General features: G+C 66.0%; 12 protein-coding genes. 5 read left to right on the top strand and 7 right to left on the bottom strand.

Going from position 1 to position 18,159, the window contains the following annotated elements; genetic code table 11:
- Positions 1-53: 53 nt before the first annotated feature.
- The gene (locus WI560_RS28720; RefSeq protein ID WP_375305873.1) at positions 54-497 is read left to right on the top strand and encodes an NfeD family protein; all 444 of its coding nucleotides are present in this window, start codon (positions 54-56) and stop codon (positions 495-497) included.
- Between the two features lie 35 nt (positions 498-532).
- Here the strand turns inward: WI560_RS28720 and WI560_RS28715 are convergent, their stop codons facing one another.
- Positions 533-859 carry a helix-turn-helix domain-containing protein gene (locus WI560_RS28715; protein ID WP_257176357.1) on the bottom strand — a complete coding sequence of 109 codons (327 nt, stop codon included), beginning with the start codon at positions 857-859 and terminating at the stop codon, positions 533-535.
- Positions 860-931: 72 nt separating this feature from the next.
- Between WI560_RS28715 and WI560_RS28710 the strand changes: the two genes are divergently transcribed.
- A complete protein-coding gene (locus WI560_RS28710) occupies positions 932-1,483 on the top strand; it encodes a carboxymuconolactone decarboxylase family protein (RefSeq protein WP_375305872.1) in 552 nt (183 codons plus the stop codon).
- A gap of 138 nt (positions 1,484-1,621) precedes the next feature.
- Here the strand turns inward: WI560_RS28710 and WI560_RS28705 are convergent, their stop codons facing one another.
- Complete coding sequence (locus tag WI560_RS28705) at positions 1,622-2,635, bottom strand: SIS domain-containing protein (protein ID WP_375305871.1); 1,014 nt, start codon at positions 2,633-2,635, stop codon at positions 1,622-1,624.
- A 191-nt stretch (positions 2,636-2,826) separates the two neighbouring features.
- Between WI560_RS28705 and WI560_RS28700 the strand changes: the two genes are divergently transcribed.
- Positions 2,827-4,584: an outer membrane beta-barrel protein gene (locus WI560_RS28700; protein WP_375305870.1), complete on the top strand. Its 1,758-nt coding sequence runs from the start codon at positions 2,827-2,829 to the stop codon at positions 4,582-4,584.
- A 169-nt stretch (positions 4,585-4,753) separates the two neighbouring features.
- Here WI560_RS28700 and WI560_RS28695 read toward each other — a convergent pair whose 3' ends face one another.
- A complete protein-coding gene (locus tag WI560_RS28695) occupies positions 4,754-6,205 on the bottom strand; it encodes a glutamate synthase subunit beta (protein WP_375305869.1) in 1,452 nt (483 codons plus the stop codon).
- Between the two features lie 156 nt (positions 6,206-6,361).
- Positions 6,362-11,107 carry a glutamate synthase large subunit gene (gene gltB / locus WI560_RS28690; protein ID WP_375305868.1) on the bottom strand — a complete coding sequence of 1,582 codons (4,746 nt, stop codon included), beginning with the start codon at positions 11,105-11,107 and terminating at the stop codon, positions 6,362-6,364.
- Between the two features lie 493 nt (positions 11,108-11,600).
- Here gltB and WI560_RS28685 point away from each other — a divergent pair, with 493 nt between their 5' ends.
- Positions 11,601-12,365, top strand: coding sequence for a hypothetical protein (locus tag WI560_RS28685; protein WP_375305867.1), 765 nt, complete (start codon positions 11,601-11,603; stop codon positions 12,363-12,365).
- Between the two features lie 138 nt (positions 12,366-12,503).
- Here the strand turns inward: WI560_RS28685 and WI560_RS28680 are convergent, their stop codons facing one another.
- Together WI560_RS28680 and WI560_RS28675 are read right to left on the bottom strand one after the other, a co-directional pair.
- Positions 12,504-13,274 (bottom strand): alpha/beta fold hydrolase, encoded by a 771-nt coding sequence (locus WI560_RS28680; RefSeq protein WP_375305866.1) that lies wholly within the window; start codon positions 13,272-13,274, stop codon positions 12,504-12,506.
- A gap of 148 nt (positions 13,275-13,422) precedes the next feature.
- Positions 13,423-13,896 (bottom strand): Hsp20 family protein, encoded by a 474-nt coding sequence (locus WI560_RS28675; RefSeq protein ID WP_375157368.1) that lies wholly within the window; start codon positions 13,894-13,896, stop codon positions 13,423-13,425.
- A gap of 220 nt (positions 13,897-14,116) precedes the next feature.
- Between WI560_RS28675 and WI560_RS28670 the strand changes: the two genes are divergently transcribed.
- Positions 14,117-15,064, top strand: a complete 948-nt coding sequence (locus WI560_RS28670) for an alpha/beta hydrolase (RefSeq protein ID WP_375305865.1) — start codon at positions 14,117-14,119, stop codon at positions 15,062-15,064.
- A gap of 172 nt (positions 15,065-15,236) precedes the next feature.
- Here WI560_RS28670 and WI560_RS28665 read toward each other — a convergent pair whose 3' ends face one another.
- Positions 15,237-17,996: a di-heme-cytochrome C peroxidase gene (locus WI560_RS28665; protein WP_375305864.1), complete on the bottom strand. Its 2,760-nt coding sequence runs from the start codon at positions 17,994-17,996 to the stop codon at positions 15,237-15,239.
- Positions 17,997-18,159: the final 163 nt, after the last annotated feature.

Genomic DNA, 18,159 nt, shown 5'->3' with positions numbered 1-18,159 from the left:
CACCGGCGCATGACCCTTCGCCAGGGCCTGCGCCAATGATGGAAGGTCGCGTCATGACCGACATGTTCGTATCGCTCGGCACCTGGAACTGGCTGATCTTCGGCTTCATCCTGATGGCGCTGGAGGTGCTGGCGCCGGGCATATTCCTGCTCTGGCTTGGGCTCGCCGCGCTGCTGGTGGGGTTGATCTCGTTCGCCGTGACCACGTCCTGGCAGCTGCAGCTGGTGATGTTCGCTGTGTTCGCCGCCGCTGCCGTGCCGGTGTGGCGCCGCCTGGCCCGGCCGAAGCCGGATGCGAGCGCCAGCCCCTTCCTCAACAAGCGCGCCGAGGCCTTGCTCGGGCGTGAGTTCACGCTGGAGAAGCCGATCATCGACGGCAGCGGCACCATGCGCATCGGCGACACGGTGTGGCGCGTGGCAGGCCCCGACACGCCCGCGGGAACGCGGGTGAAGGTGGTGCAGGTGGATGGTGCCAACCTGACGGTCGCCGCGGCGTAGCTTCGCTTACCCTCCAGGGGAGGGTAAGCGAGGCACTACCTCTTCCACCGCTCCGCAAAGCGGTGCAGCGGCATGACCATCTCGCAGAGGTCCCGTCCCAGCGCCGTCAGCCCATAACCTCCGCCTTCGCCAAGCTCGACGAATCCGGCCTCGCGCAGCTCCGTCAGCCGTGCCTGCAGCACCGTCGGCGAGGCCTCGTCGCAGGCGGTGCGCAATGCGCGGGAGGTGAGGGGCCCGCCGCGCAATTCCCACAATATCCGCAGGCTCCAGCGCCGGCCGAGCAGGTCGAGCAGCGCCATGATCGGCCGTCCGGTGCGCGATCCCCGGACCCGGGGCGTCCTCGTGTCTGCCTGCTTGGCCATCCTGCCCTCTTGCGGTTTGCTACAAATAATGTAGCGTCATGCTACGTTAATTGTAGCAACGAAGGACGGCTGATGTCCCCATCCATGCCGCGCATTGCGCCGCTCACCCCGCCTTATCCCCCGGATATCCAGGCGCAGTTCGACCGCATCATGCGCGGCGCGCCGCCGCTGCTGCTGTTCCGGGTGATGGCGGGCCACGGCCGCGCCTGGGACAAGTTTCGCGCCGGCGGCTTGCTCGATCCCGGCCCGCTCTCGCTGCGCCAGCGCGAGATCGTCATCGACCGCACCTGTGCGCTGAACAAGTGCGAATATGAATGGGGCGTGCATGTCGCCGTCTTCGCCGCGCCGGCGAAGCTCACCGAGGAGGAGGTGCGCGCGACCGTGCACGGCGATGCGATGTCGGCCTGCTGGTCACCGGCGGAGCAGGCCCTGATCGCAGCCGTCGACGCGCTACATCATCGAGCGACGCTGGGTGACGAGGAATTCGCGGCGCTGTCGACGCATTACGACGAGGCGCAGATCCTCGAGATCATGCTGCTGTGCGGCTTCTATCGCACGGTGTCGTATCTGGCGAACGGGCTGCATTTGCCGCTGGAGGAGAAGGCCGCGCGGTTTCCGCAATGAACCCTGCGCCGTCATTCCGGGGCACGCGAAGCGTGAGCCCGGAATCCATCGTGCAGCGCCTTCGGAGATGAATGGATTCCGGGCTCGCGCCCAAGCGGGCGCGCCCCGGAATGACGGCGCGGGAAGAGGCCGCGTGCCTTATGCCACGCCCGCCCGCAGCAGGTCGTGCAGATGCACGATGCCGACCACCTTGCCCGCCTCGGTGACGACGAGCGTCGTGATCTTGCGGGTGTTCAGCACCTCGATCATCTCGGTGGCGAGCATCGAGGGCGGCACCGTCTTCGGCTGCCTGGTCATGATGTCGTCGACCGCCATCGTCAGCAGGTCGGGCCGCATGTTGATGTGGCGGCGCAGATCGCCGTCGGTGATGATGCCCGCGATGCCGCCGGCCTCATTGACGATGCAGACGCACCCGAGGCCCTTGGCCGACATCTCGATCACCGCGTCCGACATCTTGGTGCCGAGCGGCTTGACCGGGATTTCGGCGCCGGTGCGCATGTAGTCGCGGACGAATTTCAGCATCGCGCCCAGCTTGCCGCCGGGGTGGAAATGCGCGAACTCCAGCGCGGTGAAGCCGCGGCCTTCGAGCAGCGCGATCGCGAGCGCGTCGCCGATCGCGGCCTGCATCAGCGTCGAGGTGGTCGGCGCCAGATTGTGCGGGCAGGCCTCGCGCGCCTTCGGCAACTCGATGACAATGTCGGCGGCCTGGCCCAGCGACGACGACGCGTTCGAGGTCACCGCGATCATCGGAATGGCGAAGCGCGCCGAATAGTTGACGAGGTTCTTCATCTCCGGCTGCTCGCCGGACCAGGACAGCGCCATGATGACGTCGTCGGTGGTGATCATGCCGAGATCGCCATGGCCGGCCTCGGCGGCGTGCACGAAGAAGGCGGGCGTCCCGGTCGAGGCCAGCGTCGCGGCGATCTTGCGCCCCATATGGCCTGATTTGCCGAGCCCGGTGACGATGACGCGGCCCTTGGCGTTGCGGATCAGTTCGACCGCCCTGGCAAAGGTCTCGCCCAGCGGGCCGCGCAGGGCGGCTGCGAGCGCGTTGATGCCGCCGCTCTCCGTCTCCAGGGTGCGGAGCGCGGATTCGACGCTGTCGGGGAGGGGGCCGGATGATGCGGTCATCAGCGGTTTCGAACTCGGCATGCTCTGGTCCAGGGAGGAGGGGGCGTTCGCCCGTCGGCGCCTCATTAGCACGCCGGGGCTCCGGAGGCGACGCGCCGGCTTCGGCCCTCAACCGGTCATTAACCATAATTGTTTTAACTCCATTAACGATGGTTCCCGCCAGCGGTGGGTGCGATCGTGAAAGTGTTTGATTTCGTTGGAGTTATTCCATCGTGGGGTCGTCTCCTGGCACCGGCCGGAGCAAACGCGCGCAATTCCTGCGCGCGGCTTTGCCGTGTCTTGTCCCCTGCCTTGCGCTGACGGCCCTCGAAACTACCCCCGCGGCCGCCCAGAGCCTCACGCCCGATCTGTTCAATCCCACCCGTGGCGGCTTCGCCTCGCCCGAGACGCTGCCGACCCGTCGCACGGCGGGCGTGCCGCAGGCGCCGTCGGACGCGTTGCCGGCGCTGCCCGATCCCAGTGCCGATCCGCGCAAGGCGCGCGAGAAGCCGGCGGCCTCCCGCATCGGCCAGGTCCCGACCTATGGCCTTCCCGCCGCCACCGGCGCGAGCGGCTCCGGCTACGACTCGCTCAACCGCAAGCGGCAGCAGCCCAAGCTCTATCCCGGCCAGCCGAAGCCGAAGCGCGCGGCCGGTCCCGGCTCGCCGGTGCCGACCACGGCGCCGCCGCCGCCCACACTCGGCCTGCCGAAGATTGCACCGCCGCCGTCTGCGTCCGCGAACAAGGCGCCGGTGCCGGCGGCGATGGCGGGCACCGTGCCGGGCCAGCCGCTGCGCCGCCGCCTCAAGGCCGATGACGATCCGTTCGGAGCCGTCGGCGACTATGCCGGCAGCTTCCTGATCAAGGGCGGGCTCGAGCTCTCCACCGGCTACGACACCAATCCGACGCGCCTCAACAGGCCGGTCGGATCGCCGGTCTACGTCGTTGCACCGGATCTCCTGGTGATGTCCGACTGGGAGCGCCACGCGCTGGTGGCCGACCTGCGCGGCTCGTTCTCCGGCTACACCAACAACATGCCGGCGACGATCAACGGTCTTGCCTCGCCTTCACCGGTCGAGGCCAACCGCCCGGATTTCACCGGCCATGTCGACGGCCGGCTCGACGTCGACCGCGACCTCAAGCTGACCTCGCAGCTGCGCCTGCGCCTCGCCACCGACAATCCCGGCAGCCCGAACGTGCAGGCCGGCCTGCAAAGATATCCGGTTTATGCCGCTTACGGCACCACGGTCGGCTTCGACCAGACCTTCAATCGCTTCCAGGTCGCCGCCGGCGCCACCGTCGATCGCACCGCCTATACGGATTCAAAGCTCACCGACGGCTCGACCTTCAGCAACGACGACCGTAACTTCAATCAGTATGGCGGCGTCGGGCGTTTCTCCTACGATCTGAAGCCGGGACTGAAGCCGTTCGTCGAGATTCAGGGCGACACCCGCGTCCACGACCAGGCCGCCGACCGCAACGGCTACTTCCGCGATTCAAACGGCGGCTACGCCAAGGTCGGTTCGTCCTTCGAATTCTCGCGCATCCTCACCGGCGAGATCTCGGTCGGCTATGCCGCGCGCAACTACACCGACCCGCGCCTCAGCCAGCTCGCAGGCTTTCTCACCACGGGCTCGCTGATCTGGAATGCGAGCGGGCTGACCACGGTGAAGTTCTTCACCGACACGCAGATCGCCGAGACCACGGTCGCCGGCTCCTCCGGCGTCCTGGTGCGCACTTACTCCGCCGAAGTCGACCACGACTTCCGCCGCTGGCTCACCGGCATCGGCAAGTTCACCTATGGCACGCTCGACTACCAGGGCCAGAACCGCAACGACAAGACCTACTCGTTCGAAAGCAACCTGATCTACAAGCTCAACCGCAACATCTGGGTCAAGGGCACGCTGCGCCACGACATCCTGGAGTCGAGCGTGGCGGGCTCGAGCTCGCAGGGGACGGTGGTGCTGGTCGGGGTGAGGCTGCAGAATTAGGGGCGCCTGCTTGCGCGTCCCGTCAGACGAAGCCGAAGGCCACCACTCTCTCCGATTGTCATTCCGGGGCGCGCCATTTGGCGCGAACCCGGAATCCATCGAGCGTCGGCGTAGGTGGTTAGATGGATTCCGGGCTCGCGCTTCGCTCGCCCCGGAATGACGGGGTCACCTACCGCGGCAGGTCCGTCTTCCCCATCAGGAACGTGTCGATCGACCGTGCGCACAGCCGGCCTTCGCGGATCGCCCACACCACCAGCGATTGGCCTCTCCGCATGTCGCCCGCGGAGAACACGTTGGGGCGCGAGGTCTGGTAGTCCAGCGTGTTGGCCTTGACATTGCCGCGCGGGTCGAGCTCGACCGAGAGCAGCTTCAAGAGGCCCTCGTGCACGGGATGGACGAAGCCCATCGCGAGCAAGACGAGATCGGCCTCGAGCTCGAACTCGGTGCCGGCAATCGGCTTGAACTTGTCGTCGACGTGCACGCAGTGCAGCTTCTTGACCTTGCCGTCCTCGCCGGAAAACTTCTGGGTCAGCACGGCGTATTCGCGCACCGCGCCTTCGGCCTGGCTGGAGGAGGTCCGCATCTTCAGCGGCCAGTTCGGCCAGGTCAGGCCCTTGTTCTCGCGCTCGGGCGGGGCGGGCATGATCTCGAGCTGGGTCACCGAGAGCGCACCCTGGCGCAGCGAGGTGCCGATGCAGTCAGATCCGGTGTCGCCGCCGCCGATGACGACGACGTGCTTGCCGCCGGCCAGGATCTCCTGGACGCCGCCGAGCGGCTCATTCGAGACGCGGCGGTTTTGCTGCGGCAGGAAGTCCATGGCGTAGTGGATGCCTGACAATTCGCGGCCGGGGATCGGCAGGTCGCGCGGGGCTTCCGCGCCGCCGGTCAGCGCCACCGCGTCGTACTCGTTGAGCATCTCGCGCGGATCGACATTACCGTCCGCGCCGACATGGCTGCCGTAATGGAAGGTGACGCCTTCGGCTTCCATCTGGGCGACGCGACGGTCGATGACGCCCTTCTCCATCTTGAAGTCGGGGATGCCGTAGCGCAGCAGGCCGCCGGCCTTGGCGTACTTCTCGTAGACGTGGACGTCGTGGCCGGCGCGTGCCAGCTGCTGGGCGCAGGCCATGCCGGCCGGCCCTGCTCCGATCACGGCGACCTTCTTGCCGGTCTTGTGCGCGGCGACCTCAGGCTTCAGCCAGCCATTGTCCCAGGCGCGGTCGACGATGGCGCATTCGATGGTCTTGATGGTGACCGGGTTGTCGTCGATGTTCAGCGTGCAGGACGCCTCGCACGGCGCCGGGCAGATGCGCCCCGTGAACTCCGGGAAATTGTTGGTCGAGTGCAGGTTGCGCGAGGCTTCTTCCCAATTGCCCTGATAGACGAGGTCGTTCCAGTCGGGGATCTGGTTGTTGACCGGACAGCCGGGCGTGCCGGGCGCGACCGAGCCGGTGCCGTGGCAATAGGGAATGCCGCAGTTCATGCAGCGCGCGGCCTGGTCGCGCACCTCTTTCTCGGAGAGGGGAACGACGAATTCCTTGTAATGCTTCACGCGCTCGGCGACCGGGGTGTACTTGCGGTCGCGCCGTTCGATTTCGAGAAAACCCGTGATCTTGCCCATTAAACCCGAAGTCCCTGCCGCTTAATTCGTTTGTTCTCTCACTCCTCATCCTGAGGAGCGGCGCGCCTGTCGCGCCGCGTCTCGAAGGATAGAGGCCCGGATGGTGACCTCATGGTTCAAGACGCGCTACGCGCTCCTCACCATGAGGGCTTTTTCTTACGCCCCGATCGCGATTTTCGGCTCGGCGTCCGCGTTGGCGGCCATTTCGCGCAGCGCGCGCCGGTACTCGACCGGCATCACCTTGCGGAATTTGGGCAGCCAGTCCTTCCAATTGGCGAGGATGTCGGCGGCGCGCTTGGAGCCGGTGGCCTTCGCGTGGCGCGAGATCAGGACGTGCAGCCGCTCGACGTCGGAGGCGAGCAGGTTCCTGAACACGTCGACCCGGCCGTGCGCCTCGAGGTCGCCGGCATGGTGATAGGTGCCGGCGTTGATCAGCTCCTCGGACAGCACCGGCTCGAGCTCGACCATGCTGAGATTGCACAGCTTGTCGAAGTCGCCGGTCTCGTCGAGCACGTAGGCGATGCCGCCGGACATGCCGGCCGCGAAGTTGCGCCCGGTCTTGCCGAGCACGACCACGATGCCGCCGGTCATGTATTCGCAGCAATGATCGCCCGCGCCCTCGACCACGGCGACCGCGCCCGAATTGCGCACGGCAAAGCGCTCGCCGGCGATGCCGCGGAAGTAGCACTCGCCCTCGATCGCACCGTACATCACGGTGTTGCCGACGATGATGCTCTCCTCCGGCACGATGCCGGAGTTCCTCGGCGGCTTGACGATGATCTTGCCGCCCGACAGGCCCTTGCCGACATAGTCGTTGCCTTCGCCTTCGAGCTCGAAGGTGACGCCGTGGGCGAGCCAGGCGCCGAAGGCCTGGCCGGCGGTGCCCTTGAGGCTGACATGGATGGTGTCGTGCGGCAGGCCGGCATGGCCGTAGATCTTGGCGACGGCACCGGACAGCATCGCGCCCGCGGAGCGGTTGGTGCTGTTGATGCTGGCCTCGATCTTCACCGGCGCGCCGCGGTCGAGCGCAGGCTGGGCCTGCTCGATCAGCGAGCGGTCGAGCACCGCCTCCAGATGATGGTTCTGGCGCTCGGAGTGATAGATCTTCTGGCCCTTCTCCTCCTTCTGCTTGACGAACAGCTTGGAGAAATCGAGACCCTTGGCCTTCCAATGCGCGACCAGCTTGGTCTGGTCGAGCAGCTGCACCTGGCCGACCATCTCGTTGAAGGTGCGGAAGCCGAGGCTCGCCATGATCTCCCGGACTTCCTCCGCGACGAAGAAGAAGTAGTTGATCACGTGCTCGGGCTGGCCGGTGAAGCGCTTGCGCAGGACGGGATCCTGGGTCGCGACGCCGACCGGGCAGGTGTTGAGATGGCACTTGCGCATCATGATGCAGCCGGCCGCGATCAGGGGCGCGGTGGCAAAGCCGAACTCGTCGGCCCCGAGCAGGGCGCCGATCACGACGTCACGGCCGGTGCGGAAGCCGCCGTCGACCTGGACCACGATGCGGCTGCGCAGCCGCTCGCGCACCAGGGTCTGGTGGGTTTCGGCGAGGCCGATCTCCCACGGCGAGCCGGCATGCTTGATCGAGGTCAGCGGCGAAGCGCCGGTGCCGCCCTCGAAGCCCGCGATGGTGACATGGTCGGCGCGTGCCTTGGCGACGCCCGCGGCCACCGTGCCGACACCGATCTCGGAGACCAGCTTGACCGAGACGTCGCCCGTCGGGTTGACGTTCTTGAGGTCGTAGATGAGCTGCGCCAGGTCCTCGATCGAGTAGATGTCGTGGTGCGGCGGCGGCGAGATCAGGCCGACGCCCGGCGTCGAGTGCCGGACCTTGGCGATGGTCGCGTCGACCTTGTGGCCGGGCAGCTGGCCGCCTTCGCCGGGCTTGGCACCCTGCGCCATCTTGATCTGCATCATGTCGGAGTTGACGAGATACTCCGTGGTGACGCCGAAGCGGCCCGAGGCCACCTGCTTGATCGCCGAGCGCATGGAATCGCCATTCGGCATCGGCTTGAAGCGATCGGCTTCCTCGCCGCCTTCACCGGTGTTCGACTTGCCGCCGATCCGGTTCATGGCGATCGCGAGCGTGGTGTGTGCCTCGCGCGAGATCGAGCCGAAGCTCATCGCACCCGTGGCGAAGCGCTTGACGATGTCCTTGGCCGGCTCGACCTGGTCGAGCGGGATCGGCTTGCGCTTCTCTTCCTCCGCGCTCTTGATCCGGAACAGGCCGCGCAGCGTCAGCAAGCGCTCCGACTGCTCGTTGAGGATCTTGGCGAAGGCGCGGTAGCGCTCCTGCGAATTGCCGCGCGCGGCGTGCTGCAGCAGCGACACCGACTCCGCGGTCCAGGCATGGTCCTCGCCGCGGCTGCGATAGGCATATTCGCCGCCAACATCGAGCGCGTTCTTGTAGACCAGTGCCTCGCCGAACGCGTCGGCATGACGCCGCACCGCTTCTTCGGCGATCTCGGCAAGGCCGACGCCCTCGACGCGGGTGTGCGTGCCGGCAAAGAACTTGGCGACGAAGTCGGCCTTGAGGCCGACGGCGTCGAAGATCTGAGCGCCGCAATAGGACTGGTAGGTCGAGATGCCCATCTTGGACATCACCTTGAGCAGGCCCTTGCCGATCGACTTGATGTAGCGCTTGACGATTTCATAGTCGTCGAGCGAACCGGGCAGGCGATCCTTCATCGCGATGATGGTCTCGAACGCGAGGTAGGGATTGATCGCCTCCGCGCCGTAGCCCGCGAGACAGGCGAAGTGATGCACTTCGCGCGGCTCGCCGGATTCGACGACGAGGCCGACCGAGGTGCGCAAACCGGTGCGGATCAGGTGATGATGCACCGAGGCACAGGCCAGCAGCGACGGGATCGGCACCCGGTCAGTGCCGACCATGCGGTCGGACAGGATGATGATGTTGACGCCCTCGCGCACCGCGCTCTCGGCGCGCGCGCAGAGCTCGTCCAGCACCTGGTCCATGCCGGCCGCGCCGAGACCGGCGTGGAAAGTCGTGTCCAGCGTGCGCGACTTGAAGTGGGTGTCGGCCACGTCCGAGATCGAGCGGATCTTCTCCAGGTCCGCGTCGGTCAGGATCGGCTGACGCACTTCGAGACGCTTGGTGGTGGCCATGCCCTGCAGGTCGAACAGGTTCGGCCGCGGTCCGATGATGGAGACGAGGCTCATCACCAGCTCCTCGCGGATCGGGTCGATCGGCGGGTTGGTGACCTGCGCGAAGTTCTGCTTGAAGTAGGTGAACAGCGGCTTGGCCTTGTCCGACAGCGCCGAGATCGGCGTGTCGTTGCCCATCGAGCCCGCGGCCTCTTCGCCGGTGGCCGCCATCGGCGTCATCAGGATGGCAATGTCTTCCTGGCTGTAGCCAAACGCCTGCTGGCGATCCAGCAGCGACAGATTGGAGCGCACGCCTGTGGTCGGGACCTTCGGCAGCTCTTCCAGCACGATCTGGGTCCGCTCCAGCCATTCCTTGTAGGGATGGCTCCTGGCGAGCTCGGCCTTGATCTCGTCGTCGGGAATGAGGCGACCCTGCTCGAGGTCGACCAGCAGCATCTTGCCGGGCTGCAAGCGCCACTTGGTGACGATCTGGTCCTCGGGGATGGTCAGCACGCCCATCTCGGACGCCATGACGATGCGGTCGTCCTTGGTGACGAGATAGCGCGCCGGCCTGAGGCCGTTGCGGTCGAGCGTGGCGCCGATCTGGCGGCCGTCGGTGAAGGCGATCGCGGCGGGGCCGTCCCACGGCTCCATCAGCGCGGCATGATATTCGTAGAAGGCGCGACGCTTCTCGTCCATCAGCGGATTGCCGGCCCACGCCTCCGGAATCATCATCATGACGGCATGCGGCAGCGAGTAGCCGCCCTGCACCAGGAATTCGAGCGCGTTGTCGAAGCAGGCGGTGTCCGACTGTCCCTCATAGGAGATCGGCCAGAGCCGGTTGATGTCCTTGCCGTACAGCTCGGAGCTCACCGAAGCCTGCCGCGCCGCCATCCAGTTGGTGTTGCCGCGCAGCGTGTTGATCTCGCCGTTGTGCGCGATCATGCGGTAGGGATGCGCCAGCGACCAGGCCGGGAAGGTGTTGGTCGAGAAGCGCTGGTGCACGAGCGCGAGCGCGCTCTCGAAGTCCTTCTCGTGCAGGTCGGGATAATACTTGCCGAGCTGGTCGGCGAGGAACATGCCCTTGTAGATCACGGTGCGGCAGGACAGCGAGCAGGGGTAATAGCCCGCAAGCCCGCGGTCGCGGCGCTGGTAGATCGCCTGCGAGATCGACTTGCGCAGGATGTAGAGCCGGCGCTCGAACTCGTCCTCGGTCTTGGCGGTGCCGTTGCGGCCGATGAACACCTGCATGCAGGCGGGCTCGGTCGGCTTAACGGTGACGCCGAGCGAGGAATTGTCGGTCGGCACGTCGCGCCAGCCGAGCAGGGTCAGGCCCTCTTCCTTGATCTGGTCGGCGATGATGCTCTTGATGACGTTGCGCCAGGCGGTGTCGCGCGGCATGAACAGCGCGCCGATGGCGTATTCGCCGGGCGCCGGTAGCGTAAAGCCGAGCTCCTTGGCCTTGCGGCTGAAGAAGGCGTGCGGGATCTGCACCAGAATGCCGGCGCCGTCACCGGCGCGCGGGTCGGCGCCGACGGCACCACGATGCTCGAGATTGCAGAGGATGCTCAGCGCGTCCGAGACGATCTCGTGCGACTTCTTGCCCTTGATGTTGGCGATGAAGCCGACGCCGCAGCTGTCCTTCTCCAGGCTCGGATCGTACAGGCCTTCGGCTTCGGGGCGCGAATTGTGCTCCTGAATCGGTGAGGTGATCGGATCGGTCGTTTTCGAGGCGGCCGTCGCCGACAGCTGTTCTGCCACGATGCTTGCGCGCTCGAATTGCGACCCGTTCATTGTTCCTGTCCTCTCCATGCGGCAAGCTGCCTCACCGCCATCTTCGGCGCACCTTGGGCGTTCCGCGGCACCCGCCTCTGGGTTACCGCTCGTCCGCTAGCGAGCCGCATTTTCTTAAATGCAGGCCTAGGCGTTCTTCGTCCCCGAGAACGGCTTTGCCTGGTACCTTCCTGGGTCCCGAGAGCACCAGGATTCGCTGCAATCCCTGTGCCGGGATCGCGAGCAAAATTGAGACAGTCTTCCTGTCCTAACCATCACCTTGCCAAATTTTGGTCTAGCACACAAGCGTGCGGAAGTCCCGATTCCCCTCAAGTCGATCAATCGCTTTCCAATAGTTGCGCAGCCGCGGTTTTGAAGGGAACGCGCCCTGATCCGGCCCTGTAGACGCCGGAATCCTCAATGAAGCTTCGCCTTGGCCCTTCGAACCGAGCGCCAGGCCGTCAGAAGCGAAAGAGCGCGAGGCATCCGGGGGTCTGACAGGAGCGTATCGACCATGAAGTTTTTCACAGGATGTGTGGCCGCTGCCGCGCTGGTGCTGGCCGCAACCACCGCTCGGGCCCAGGTTCCAGCCGTCGGTATCGGGGGCGGGGGCTATATCGCGGTGTCGGATTTCGACGGACCGTACGAGCCGGGCGAAGCCGCGCCACCCCCGCGTTACGGCTACGGGTATGGCTATGAGGACCGCGGCCCGGCGCCTGCGCTGTTGCCGGCCACCGAGGTCTATGCGGTCCTGCGCGACAACGGCTTCTCGCCGCTCGGCATCCCGCGCCTGCGCGGCAGCGTCTACACGATCGCGGTGATCGACCGCCGCGGCGAGGATGGCCGGCTGGTGATCGACGCCCGCGATGGCCGGATCATCCGCTTCCTGCCGGCCACTGACGCCTACGGCATGGCGCCCGTCGATGAAGAACGCGCGGTCGCCCCTTACGGGCCGCAAACCGCGCTGCCGCCGCCAACCATGGTCCGCAGCGGCCCGCCGCGCCCGCCGGCCGCGATCCCGCATGTGGCATCTCGCACCGTGCCGCTGCCCAAGGCCGCCCCACGACGCGGCGAGACGCCGGCGGCCGTCGCCAAGGCGGCCGAGCCCGCGACGCAGCAGGCTCGCGCGCCGCAGGCCCCCGCACAGCAGACCGCTGTCGTGCAAGCAAAGCCAGTCGCGGCCGCACCGGAAGCCGCCGCGCCGACTGTCGGCCAAGCCAAGCCAGCCCCGGCGATCCTGCCCACGCAGGAGATGCCAGCCGCGCAAGGGCTGGATTAGCGCTGCGAGTCTGGCGCGACGGCACCAGCCACACCAACGGTGTCATCCCCGCGTTCGCGGGGACGACACCGGGAGAGATTGAGCAAAACAAAAAGCGCCCGAAAATTTCGGGCGCTTCGGCATAAAGGCGGCCTCACCTCAGCTCCGCGGATATCCCGCCGCTTCCAGGATCAGATTGGCCACCTGCTTCGGATGCGACACCAGCGAGAGATGGCCGGCGTCGAGCTCGATCGTGGTGGCGTTCATGCGCTTGGCGAGGAAGCGCTCGAGATCGGGATTGATGGTGTAGTCGTTCTTCGACACCGCGTACCAGCTCGGCTTGCTGCGCCACGCCGCTTCCGTGGTGCGGCCGGCGAAGATCGAGGCCGCGGTCGGCCATTGCACGGCGTAGAGCTCCTTGGCCTGCTCCGGCTTCACGCCATTGGCAAAGTACTTCAGGAAGGCGTCTTCCGAAAGCTTTGTATAGCCATCGCGCTCGACGATGCCGGCGCGCACCGGGCCGGTCGGAAACTGCTTCGACAGCGCGACGAAATCCTCGTTCGCATCGGGCGCGCGGGCGGCGACATAGACGAGGCCAGTCACTTTCGGATCGGTGCCGACCTGGCTGATCACGGTGCCGCCCCAGGAATGCGCGACCAGCACCGTGGGACCATCCTGCTCGGCCAGCGCGCGCTTGGTCGCCTCGACGGAGTCGCTGAGCGACGACAGCGGATTCTGGACCGCGGTCACGTGCAGGCCAGCGGCCTGGAGGATTGGGATCACCTCCGACCAGCTGGAGCCGTCGGCCCAGGCACCGTGCACCAGCACGACGTTCTTGGCCTTCACGGTTTGCGGTGTTTGCGCCTGCGCAAGGCTGAGGGGAGCCGCCAAAAGGCTCGCGGCGACGAAAAGGCTGCGCCAAAGTGACATGATCGTTCTCCGTCTTGTTTTGGTGTCGATATCCAAAGGACGGAGCGCGCGGCGGCCGCGTTACGCGTCCTCACCGCTCTGTGATGCAGCGCAAAATAAAACGCCCCGGGGCACCGGGGCGTTTCGTAACCTGGAAGTGACGCGCGATTTACGCGGCGGCTTGCGCGGCCGAGTTCTCGATCACCTGCGCCTTCGGGGCGCCGGTGTTGATCGCGATCTGTCGCGGCTTCTTCGCCTCGGGAATCTCGCGGACGAGGTCGACGTGAAGCAGCCCGTTCTCGAGCGAGGCGTCCTTCACCTGCACGAAGTCGGCGAGCTGGAAGGCGCGCTCGAAGGCACGCGCGGCGATGCCGCGGTAGAGCACTTCGTTCTTGCTGTTCTCGTTGGCGACCTTTTCGCCCTTGATCGTCAGCGTGTTTTCCTTCGCGACGATGGAGAGCTCGTCCTTGGCGAAACCCGAAACCGCAACGGTGATGCGGTAGGCGTTCTCGCCGGTGCGCTCGATGTTGTAGGGGGGATAGCCGGGGCTGCTGCCGTCCGAACCGGCCTGGTCGAGCAGGTTGAAGAGGCGGTCGAAGCCGACGGTGGAACGATAGAACGGGGTGAGATCGTAGCTACGCATGGTCAAGTCCTCCATAGAGCGACTGTTGGGTAACCCGCCCGCCAATCGGGCCGGGCTTTCATCTGTGTGCAGCCTGATGTTCCGGTTCCGAAACACTGGTAGCGGCCTGCACGAAGGTGATATGGGTGGAACGAGACGGCGTTCAAGAGGGCGGCATTTGCGCCTTTTCGGCGCTTTGGCCCCTTGATTTGCAGCACTTCGCGCCCAAGCACCTCCAAACATGACGCTGGTCTCGATCCCGTCCAATCCCGTCCCCGAAAACGTCGTCAGCGGCACCATCAAGACTCCCGATGGCGTCGAGCTGCGCTTCGCACGCTGGGCCCCGCCGGCGAACCGCAAGGGCACGGTCTGCGTCTTCACCGGGCGCAGCGAGCAGATCGAGAAATATTTCGAGACCGTGCGCGACCTGCGCGACCGCGGCTTTGCGGTGGCGATGATCGACTGGCGCGGGCAGGGCCATTCCTCGCGCCGCCTGCGCGACCCGCGCAAGGGCTATGTGCGCGATTTCGCCGACTTCGAGATCGACGTCGAGGCCTTCGTGCAGCAGGTGGTGCTGCCGGATTGCCCGCCGCCCTTCTTCGCGCTGGCCCATTCCATGGGCGGCACGGTGATGCTGCGGGTGGCGCATGCGGGCAAGCGCTGGTTCGACCGCATGGTGCTGTCGGCTCCGATGATCGACCTGCCCGGCCGCACCACCTCGTTTCCGGTGCGGGCGCTGCTGAAGACGATGCGCCTGCTCGGACAGGGCGGCCGCTATGTCCCCGGCGGCAGCGACCACCTCACCGGGCTCGACCCCTTCATCAACAACCCCGTGACCAGCGATCCCGTGCGCTACGCCCGCAATGCCGCGATCCTGGAGGAGGATCCGACGCTCGGCCTGGCGTCGCCGACCGTGGCCTGGGCCGATACCGCCTTCCGCGCCATGCAGACTTTCAAGCGCGCCAGCTATCCCTCCGAGATCCGGCAGCCGATCCTGATGCTGGCGGCCTCCAACGACACCGTGGTCTCGACCGCGGCGATCGAGGAGTTCGCCTATCATCTGCGCGCCGGATCCCATCTCGTGATCGCCGGCGCCAAGCACGAGATCCTGCAGGAGCAGGATCGCTACCGCTCGCAGTTCTGGGCCGCCTTCGACGCCTTCGTGCCGGGCACGCCGCTGTTCAAGTGAGATAGTCCCGCGAAGGCGGTGCGCTCCCTCGCCCCGTTCTTACGGGGAGAGGGTTGGGGTGAGGGGCCTCTCTCCACACGTGAGATCGTCGAAAGACCTGTACCCCCTCACCCGAATTCGATCTGCGATCGAATTCGACCTCTCCCCGCAGGCGGGGAGAGGTGACGATCAACTACAGCGTCTTCAGATACTCGATCAGGTCGTAGCGCTCGGCGTCGTCCTTGAATGCGCGGCCGATGACGCCCGGCCGTTTCGGCTCGCCGTCCTTGCGCTCGAAGGAATGGCCGAGCACGCTGTTGCCCTGGATCGGCTTGCCATCGGATCCCGTCGCAGAGAACTCCGTTTCACCCGTCTTGCACGTTTCGTTTGCGGTGACCGCAAAGCCGACGGTCACGGGATCATAGTCGCGGCGGCCCATGCAGAACCTGGTCGGGCGCTCGCTTGCCGGCTTCAGCAGCCAGTACAGCGAGGGCACCGAGCCGTTGTGCAGATAGGGAGCCGTGGCCCAGATGCCGTTCAGCGGCCGCGCGCGATAGCGCGGATCGGGCGCCGGATTGAGACAGTTCTTGCGCGCCAGATTCCACAATCTCGCCCGCTCGGCGTCCGAGACCTTCTCGTCGTCCATCCATTTGCGGGCGACGAGGTCGACCACCGTCATGAGGCCGAGCGCATAGACCATCTCGTTGGGCGATTTGCTCGCGGTCGGGACCTCGCATTGCCACCATGTCTGGAGGTCGGCCGTGTTCACCTTCAGGAAGCCGGGCACGTCGACGATCCTGTTGCTGAGAATCAGGGACTGCTCGGGATCCGTGTTGATCTCTTTGAGTGGAATCGTCACCGCGTTCAGGACCTTGCTGTCGCCGCTCGGCTCCCAGTGCTTCGATGACCAGAAAGCGTCGGTGTTGACGGCCGGAAGGTGACATCCGGAACACATCTCCTCGTAGATCTTGCGGCCGTTGTCGGCCTTCTTCTGATCGATCCTCCAGGCGTCACCGAGGATCTGTGACGGCCATTGCGGCGCGAGCAGACCGCCGAACGTCTTGTTGGGCCCGGGCGATTTGAACGGATCGGGGCCCCTCAGCATGTCCTCGATCCAGCCGAGCGTCCTGATGTTCACCGAGGAGCGCCAAATCCTCTCCTCCGGATAAGCGTCGGACAGGTTGAGCAGCGCGGTCACGCCGAGCGCTTCGCCGGCGTTGCGGATCAACGGCTGCTCGATCGAGGCGTCGTACTGGGCGAACTTGAACCAGGGCACGGTCCAGATCGCGGGGTAGCTGACCGGGGCGTCCTGGGCGTGCAGGTTCTTCTCGAAGCCCTTGACCCCGCTCAGTGCCAGATCCTGGGAGAAGACCTGGTTGCCGATGCGGTTGAGGGCATCGAGGCGGCCGAACCCTTCGACGGTGTCTTGCTGCTCCTTGCCGTCCCAGGTCTTCTTGCCCTCGATCGTCGCCTCGTAGGTCTTTTGCCAGTCGATCAGGAACGTCCCGATCGCGCTGAGCTTCTGCTTGAGGGCGGCGCGGTCCGTCTTGCTGGCGTTGGGGCCGAGCACGCGATCGGCGAAGCGCTGGAAGCGGAATGGGACGTACAGCGTATAAGCGATCGACAGGCCGGTGGAGAGCTCCAGCTTCTTCAGGTCGGTCATGGCCGGGCCGCCGTCGAAGCGGACGTCCACGCCCTGGTAATGGATCTGGCCGGTGTGGCAGGCCGCGCAGGTCAGCCCGATCATGTCGTCCTCGCGGCGGCCGGTCGCGGGATCGACGACGCCGGTCATCCGCGCGAAGCCGACCGGCAGGCCGTCGACGTTCTCCGCCGGCGTCCACCTGGTCGACCAGTCCGGCACCTGCGTCGTCTCGTAGACATTGGCGTAGCCGAAGCGGCGCAATGTCGTCGTGTCGGTCTGGATCGACTGCGGACTCGGAATGAAGCCGAAGCCTTCGAGATAGCCGCTGTCCTTCATCAGGCCCGGCTTCGAAAACAGGTGCAGGCGCGGCTGTTCCAGCGCCACGAACCACTCATAGGGAACCGGAAAGGTCGCGGTGCCCTGACTGGCATGATGGAACCAGTGCCGGTCCTTCAGCGACCAGTTTTGCTCGAGCCAGAAGGCGGCCTTCGTTTCCGGGACTGCAGGCAAAGGCGGCGGCAGAAGGTTCACGAGGATGCCCTTCTGGGGCAGCATGGCGCGGACCTGGTTGGGGAATTCGGCGACCGCGACGAGGGCGACGAGACCAATGGCAATCAGCACGGCCGCCAGCTTGAGGGCGCCCCGCACCACGCGCTGGCAGGTCGACAGCACCGGCGGGACCAGAAGCTGGTTGATGCGCGCAGGGAATTGGCGCTCGTTGAACAGCGTGCGCACGTCGGCGACGCTGAGATAGCGATTCTCGCCTGTCCCCTTGCCGATGATCTTCAGGAGGATCGGCCATTCGAACTTCATCAGCAGCGGGTAGTACCAGCGCGCAGCGCTGCCGGCGCGCTTGAGATTGTCCCGCATGAAGAGCTTGATATCCGAGGCGTTGAGGCCGAGCTCGGAGCCGCCGTTTGGATCGGTGTAAGTCCGGCCGAAGCTCGCGAGCCGCGTAATCTCGCCCTCGTTGACCTTGCCGTCGACGCCGAGGATGCGCGAGCCGGCGCCGTGCTTGTCCAGCGGACCGCCGCGCAGCGCGTCGAGCTGCGCGCCCGAGAAGATGCTCTTCAGGATGTGCTTGAAGCCGTTGGCGATCAGCGCAACGCCGCGGACCTGGAGGCGGGCAGAGGCTTTCTTCAGTCCGGTCTCGCCGGTCGCATTCGCGATCGTCTCCGAGAGCTTGCCGAGCGGGACAGTGCCGCCCTCGACGAAACCTTCGCCGACGAGGCCGCGCAGGAACGGGCATGGATTGTTCGGCGACACCGGGATCGAGGGATCGAAGGGAGGCTTCGAGGCGGGATCGTGCATGGCCCAAATCCTGAAAACAGCGAATCGTGAAATGGCGCGCCGATCAAGCGCGGAAAGTCCTAACAAACCGACAGCACAATATACTACTTCAGCGTGTGACGAAGTGTGGCCGATTTCACTGTCGTGTCAATAAGAGCAGGCGTGAGGCCGCCAAGGACCGGAA

Source organism: Bradyrhizobium sp. A11, assembly GCF_042077125.1.
In the GTDB taxonomy this organism is placed as follows: Bacteria; Pseudomonadota; Alphaproteobacteria; order Rhizobiales; family Xanthobacteraceae; genus Bradyrhizobium; species Bradyrhizobium japonicum_B.
Note: the sequence above shows the minus strand (reverse complement) of the source record. Positions and strands in the feature narration are given on the sequence as shown.

Excerpts from the sequence above, each read along its gene's own strand:
- WI560_RS28680 (WP_375305866.1), bottom strand. The coding sequence starts at position 13,274 with ATGTCACTTTGGCGCAGCCTTTTCGTCGCCGCGAGCCTTTTGGCGGCT.
- WI560_RS28670 (WP_375305865.1), top strand. The coding sequence starts at position 14,117 with ATGACGCTGGTCTCGATCCCGTCCAATCCCGTCCCCGAAAACGTCGTC.
- WI560_RS28705 (WP_375305871.1), bottom strand. The coding sequence starts at position 2,635 with ATGCCGAGTTCGAAACCGCTGATGACCGCATCATCCGGCCCCCTCCCC.
- WI560_RS28710 (WP_375305872.1), top strand. The coding sequence starts at position 932 with ATGTCCCCATCCATGCCGCGCATTGCGCCGCTCACCCCGCCTTATCCC.
- WI560_RS28685 (WP_375305867.1), top strand. The coding sequence starts at position 11,601 with ATGAAGTTTTTCACAGGATGTGTGGCCGCTGCCGCGCTGGTGCTGGCC.
- WI560_RS28715 (WP_257176357.1), bottom strand. The coding sequence starts at position 859 with ATGGCCAAGCAGGCAGACACGAGGACGCCCCGGGTCCGGGGATCGCGC.
- gltB (WP_375305868.1), bottom strand. The coding sequence starts at position 11,107 with ATGAACGGGTCGCAATTCGAGCGCGCAAGCATCGTGGCAGAACAGCTG.
- WI560_RS28675 (WP_375157368.1), bottom strand. The coding sequence starts at position 13,896 with ATGCGTAGCTACGATCTCACCCCGTTCTATCGTTCCACCGTCGGCTTC.
- WI560_RS28720 (WP_375305873.1), top strand. The coding sequence starts at position 54 with ATGACCGACATGTTCGTATCGCTCGGCACCTGGAACTGGCTGATCTTC.
- WI560_RS28695 (WP_375305869.1), bottom strand. The coding sequence starts at position 6,205 with ATGGGCAAGATCACGGGTTTTCTCGAAATCGAACGGCGCGACCGCAAG.
- WI560_RS28665 (WP_375305864.1), bottom strand. The coding sequence starts at position 17,996 with ATGCACGATCCCGCCTCGAAGCCTCCCTTCGATCCCTCGATCCCGGTG.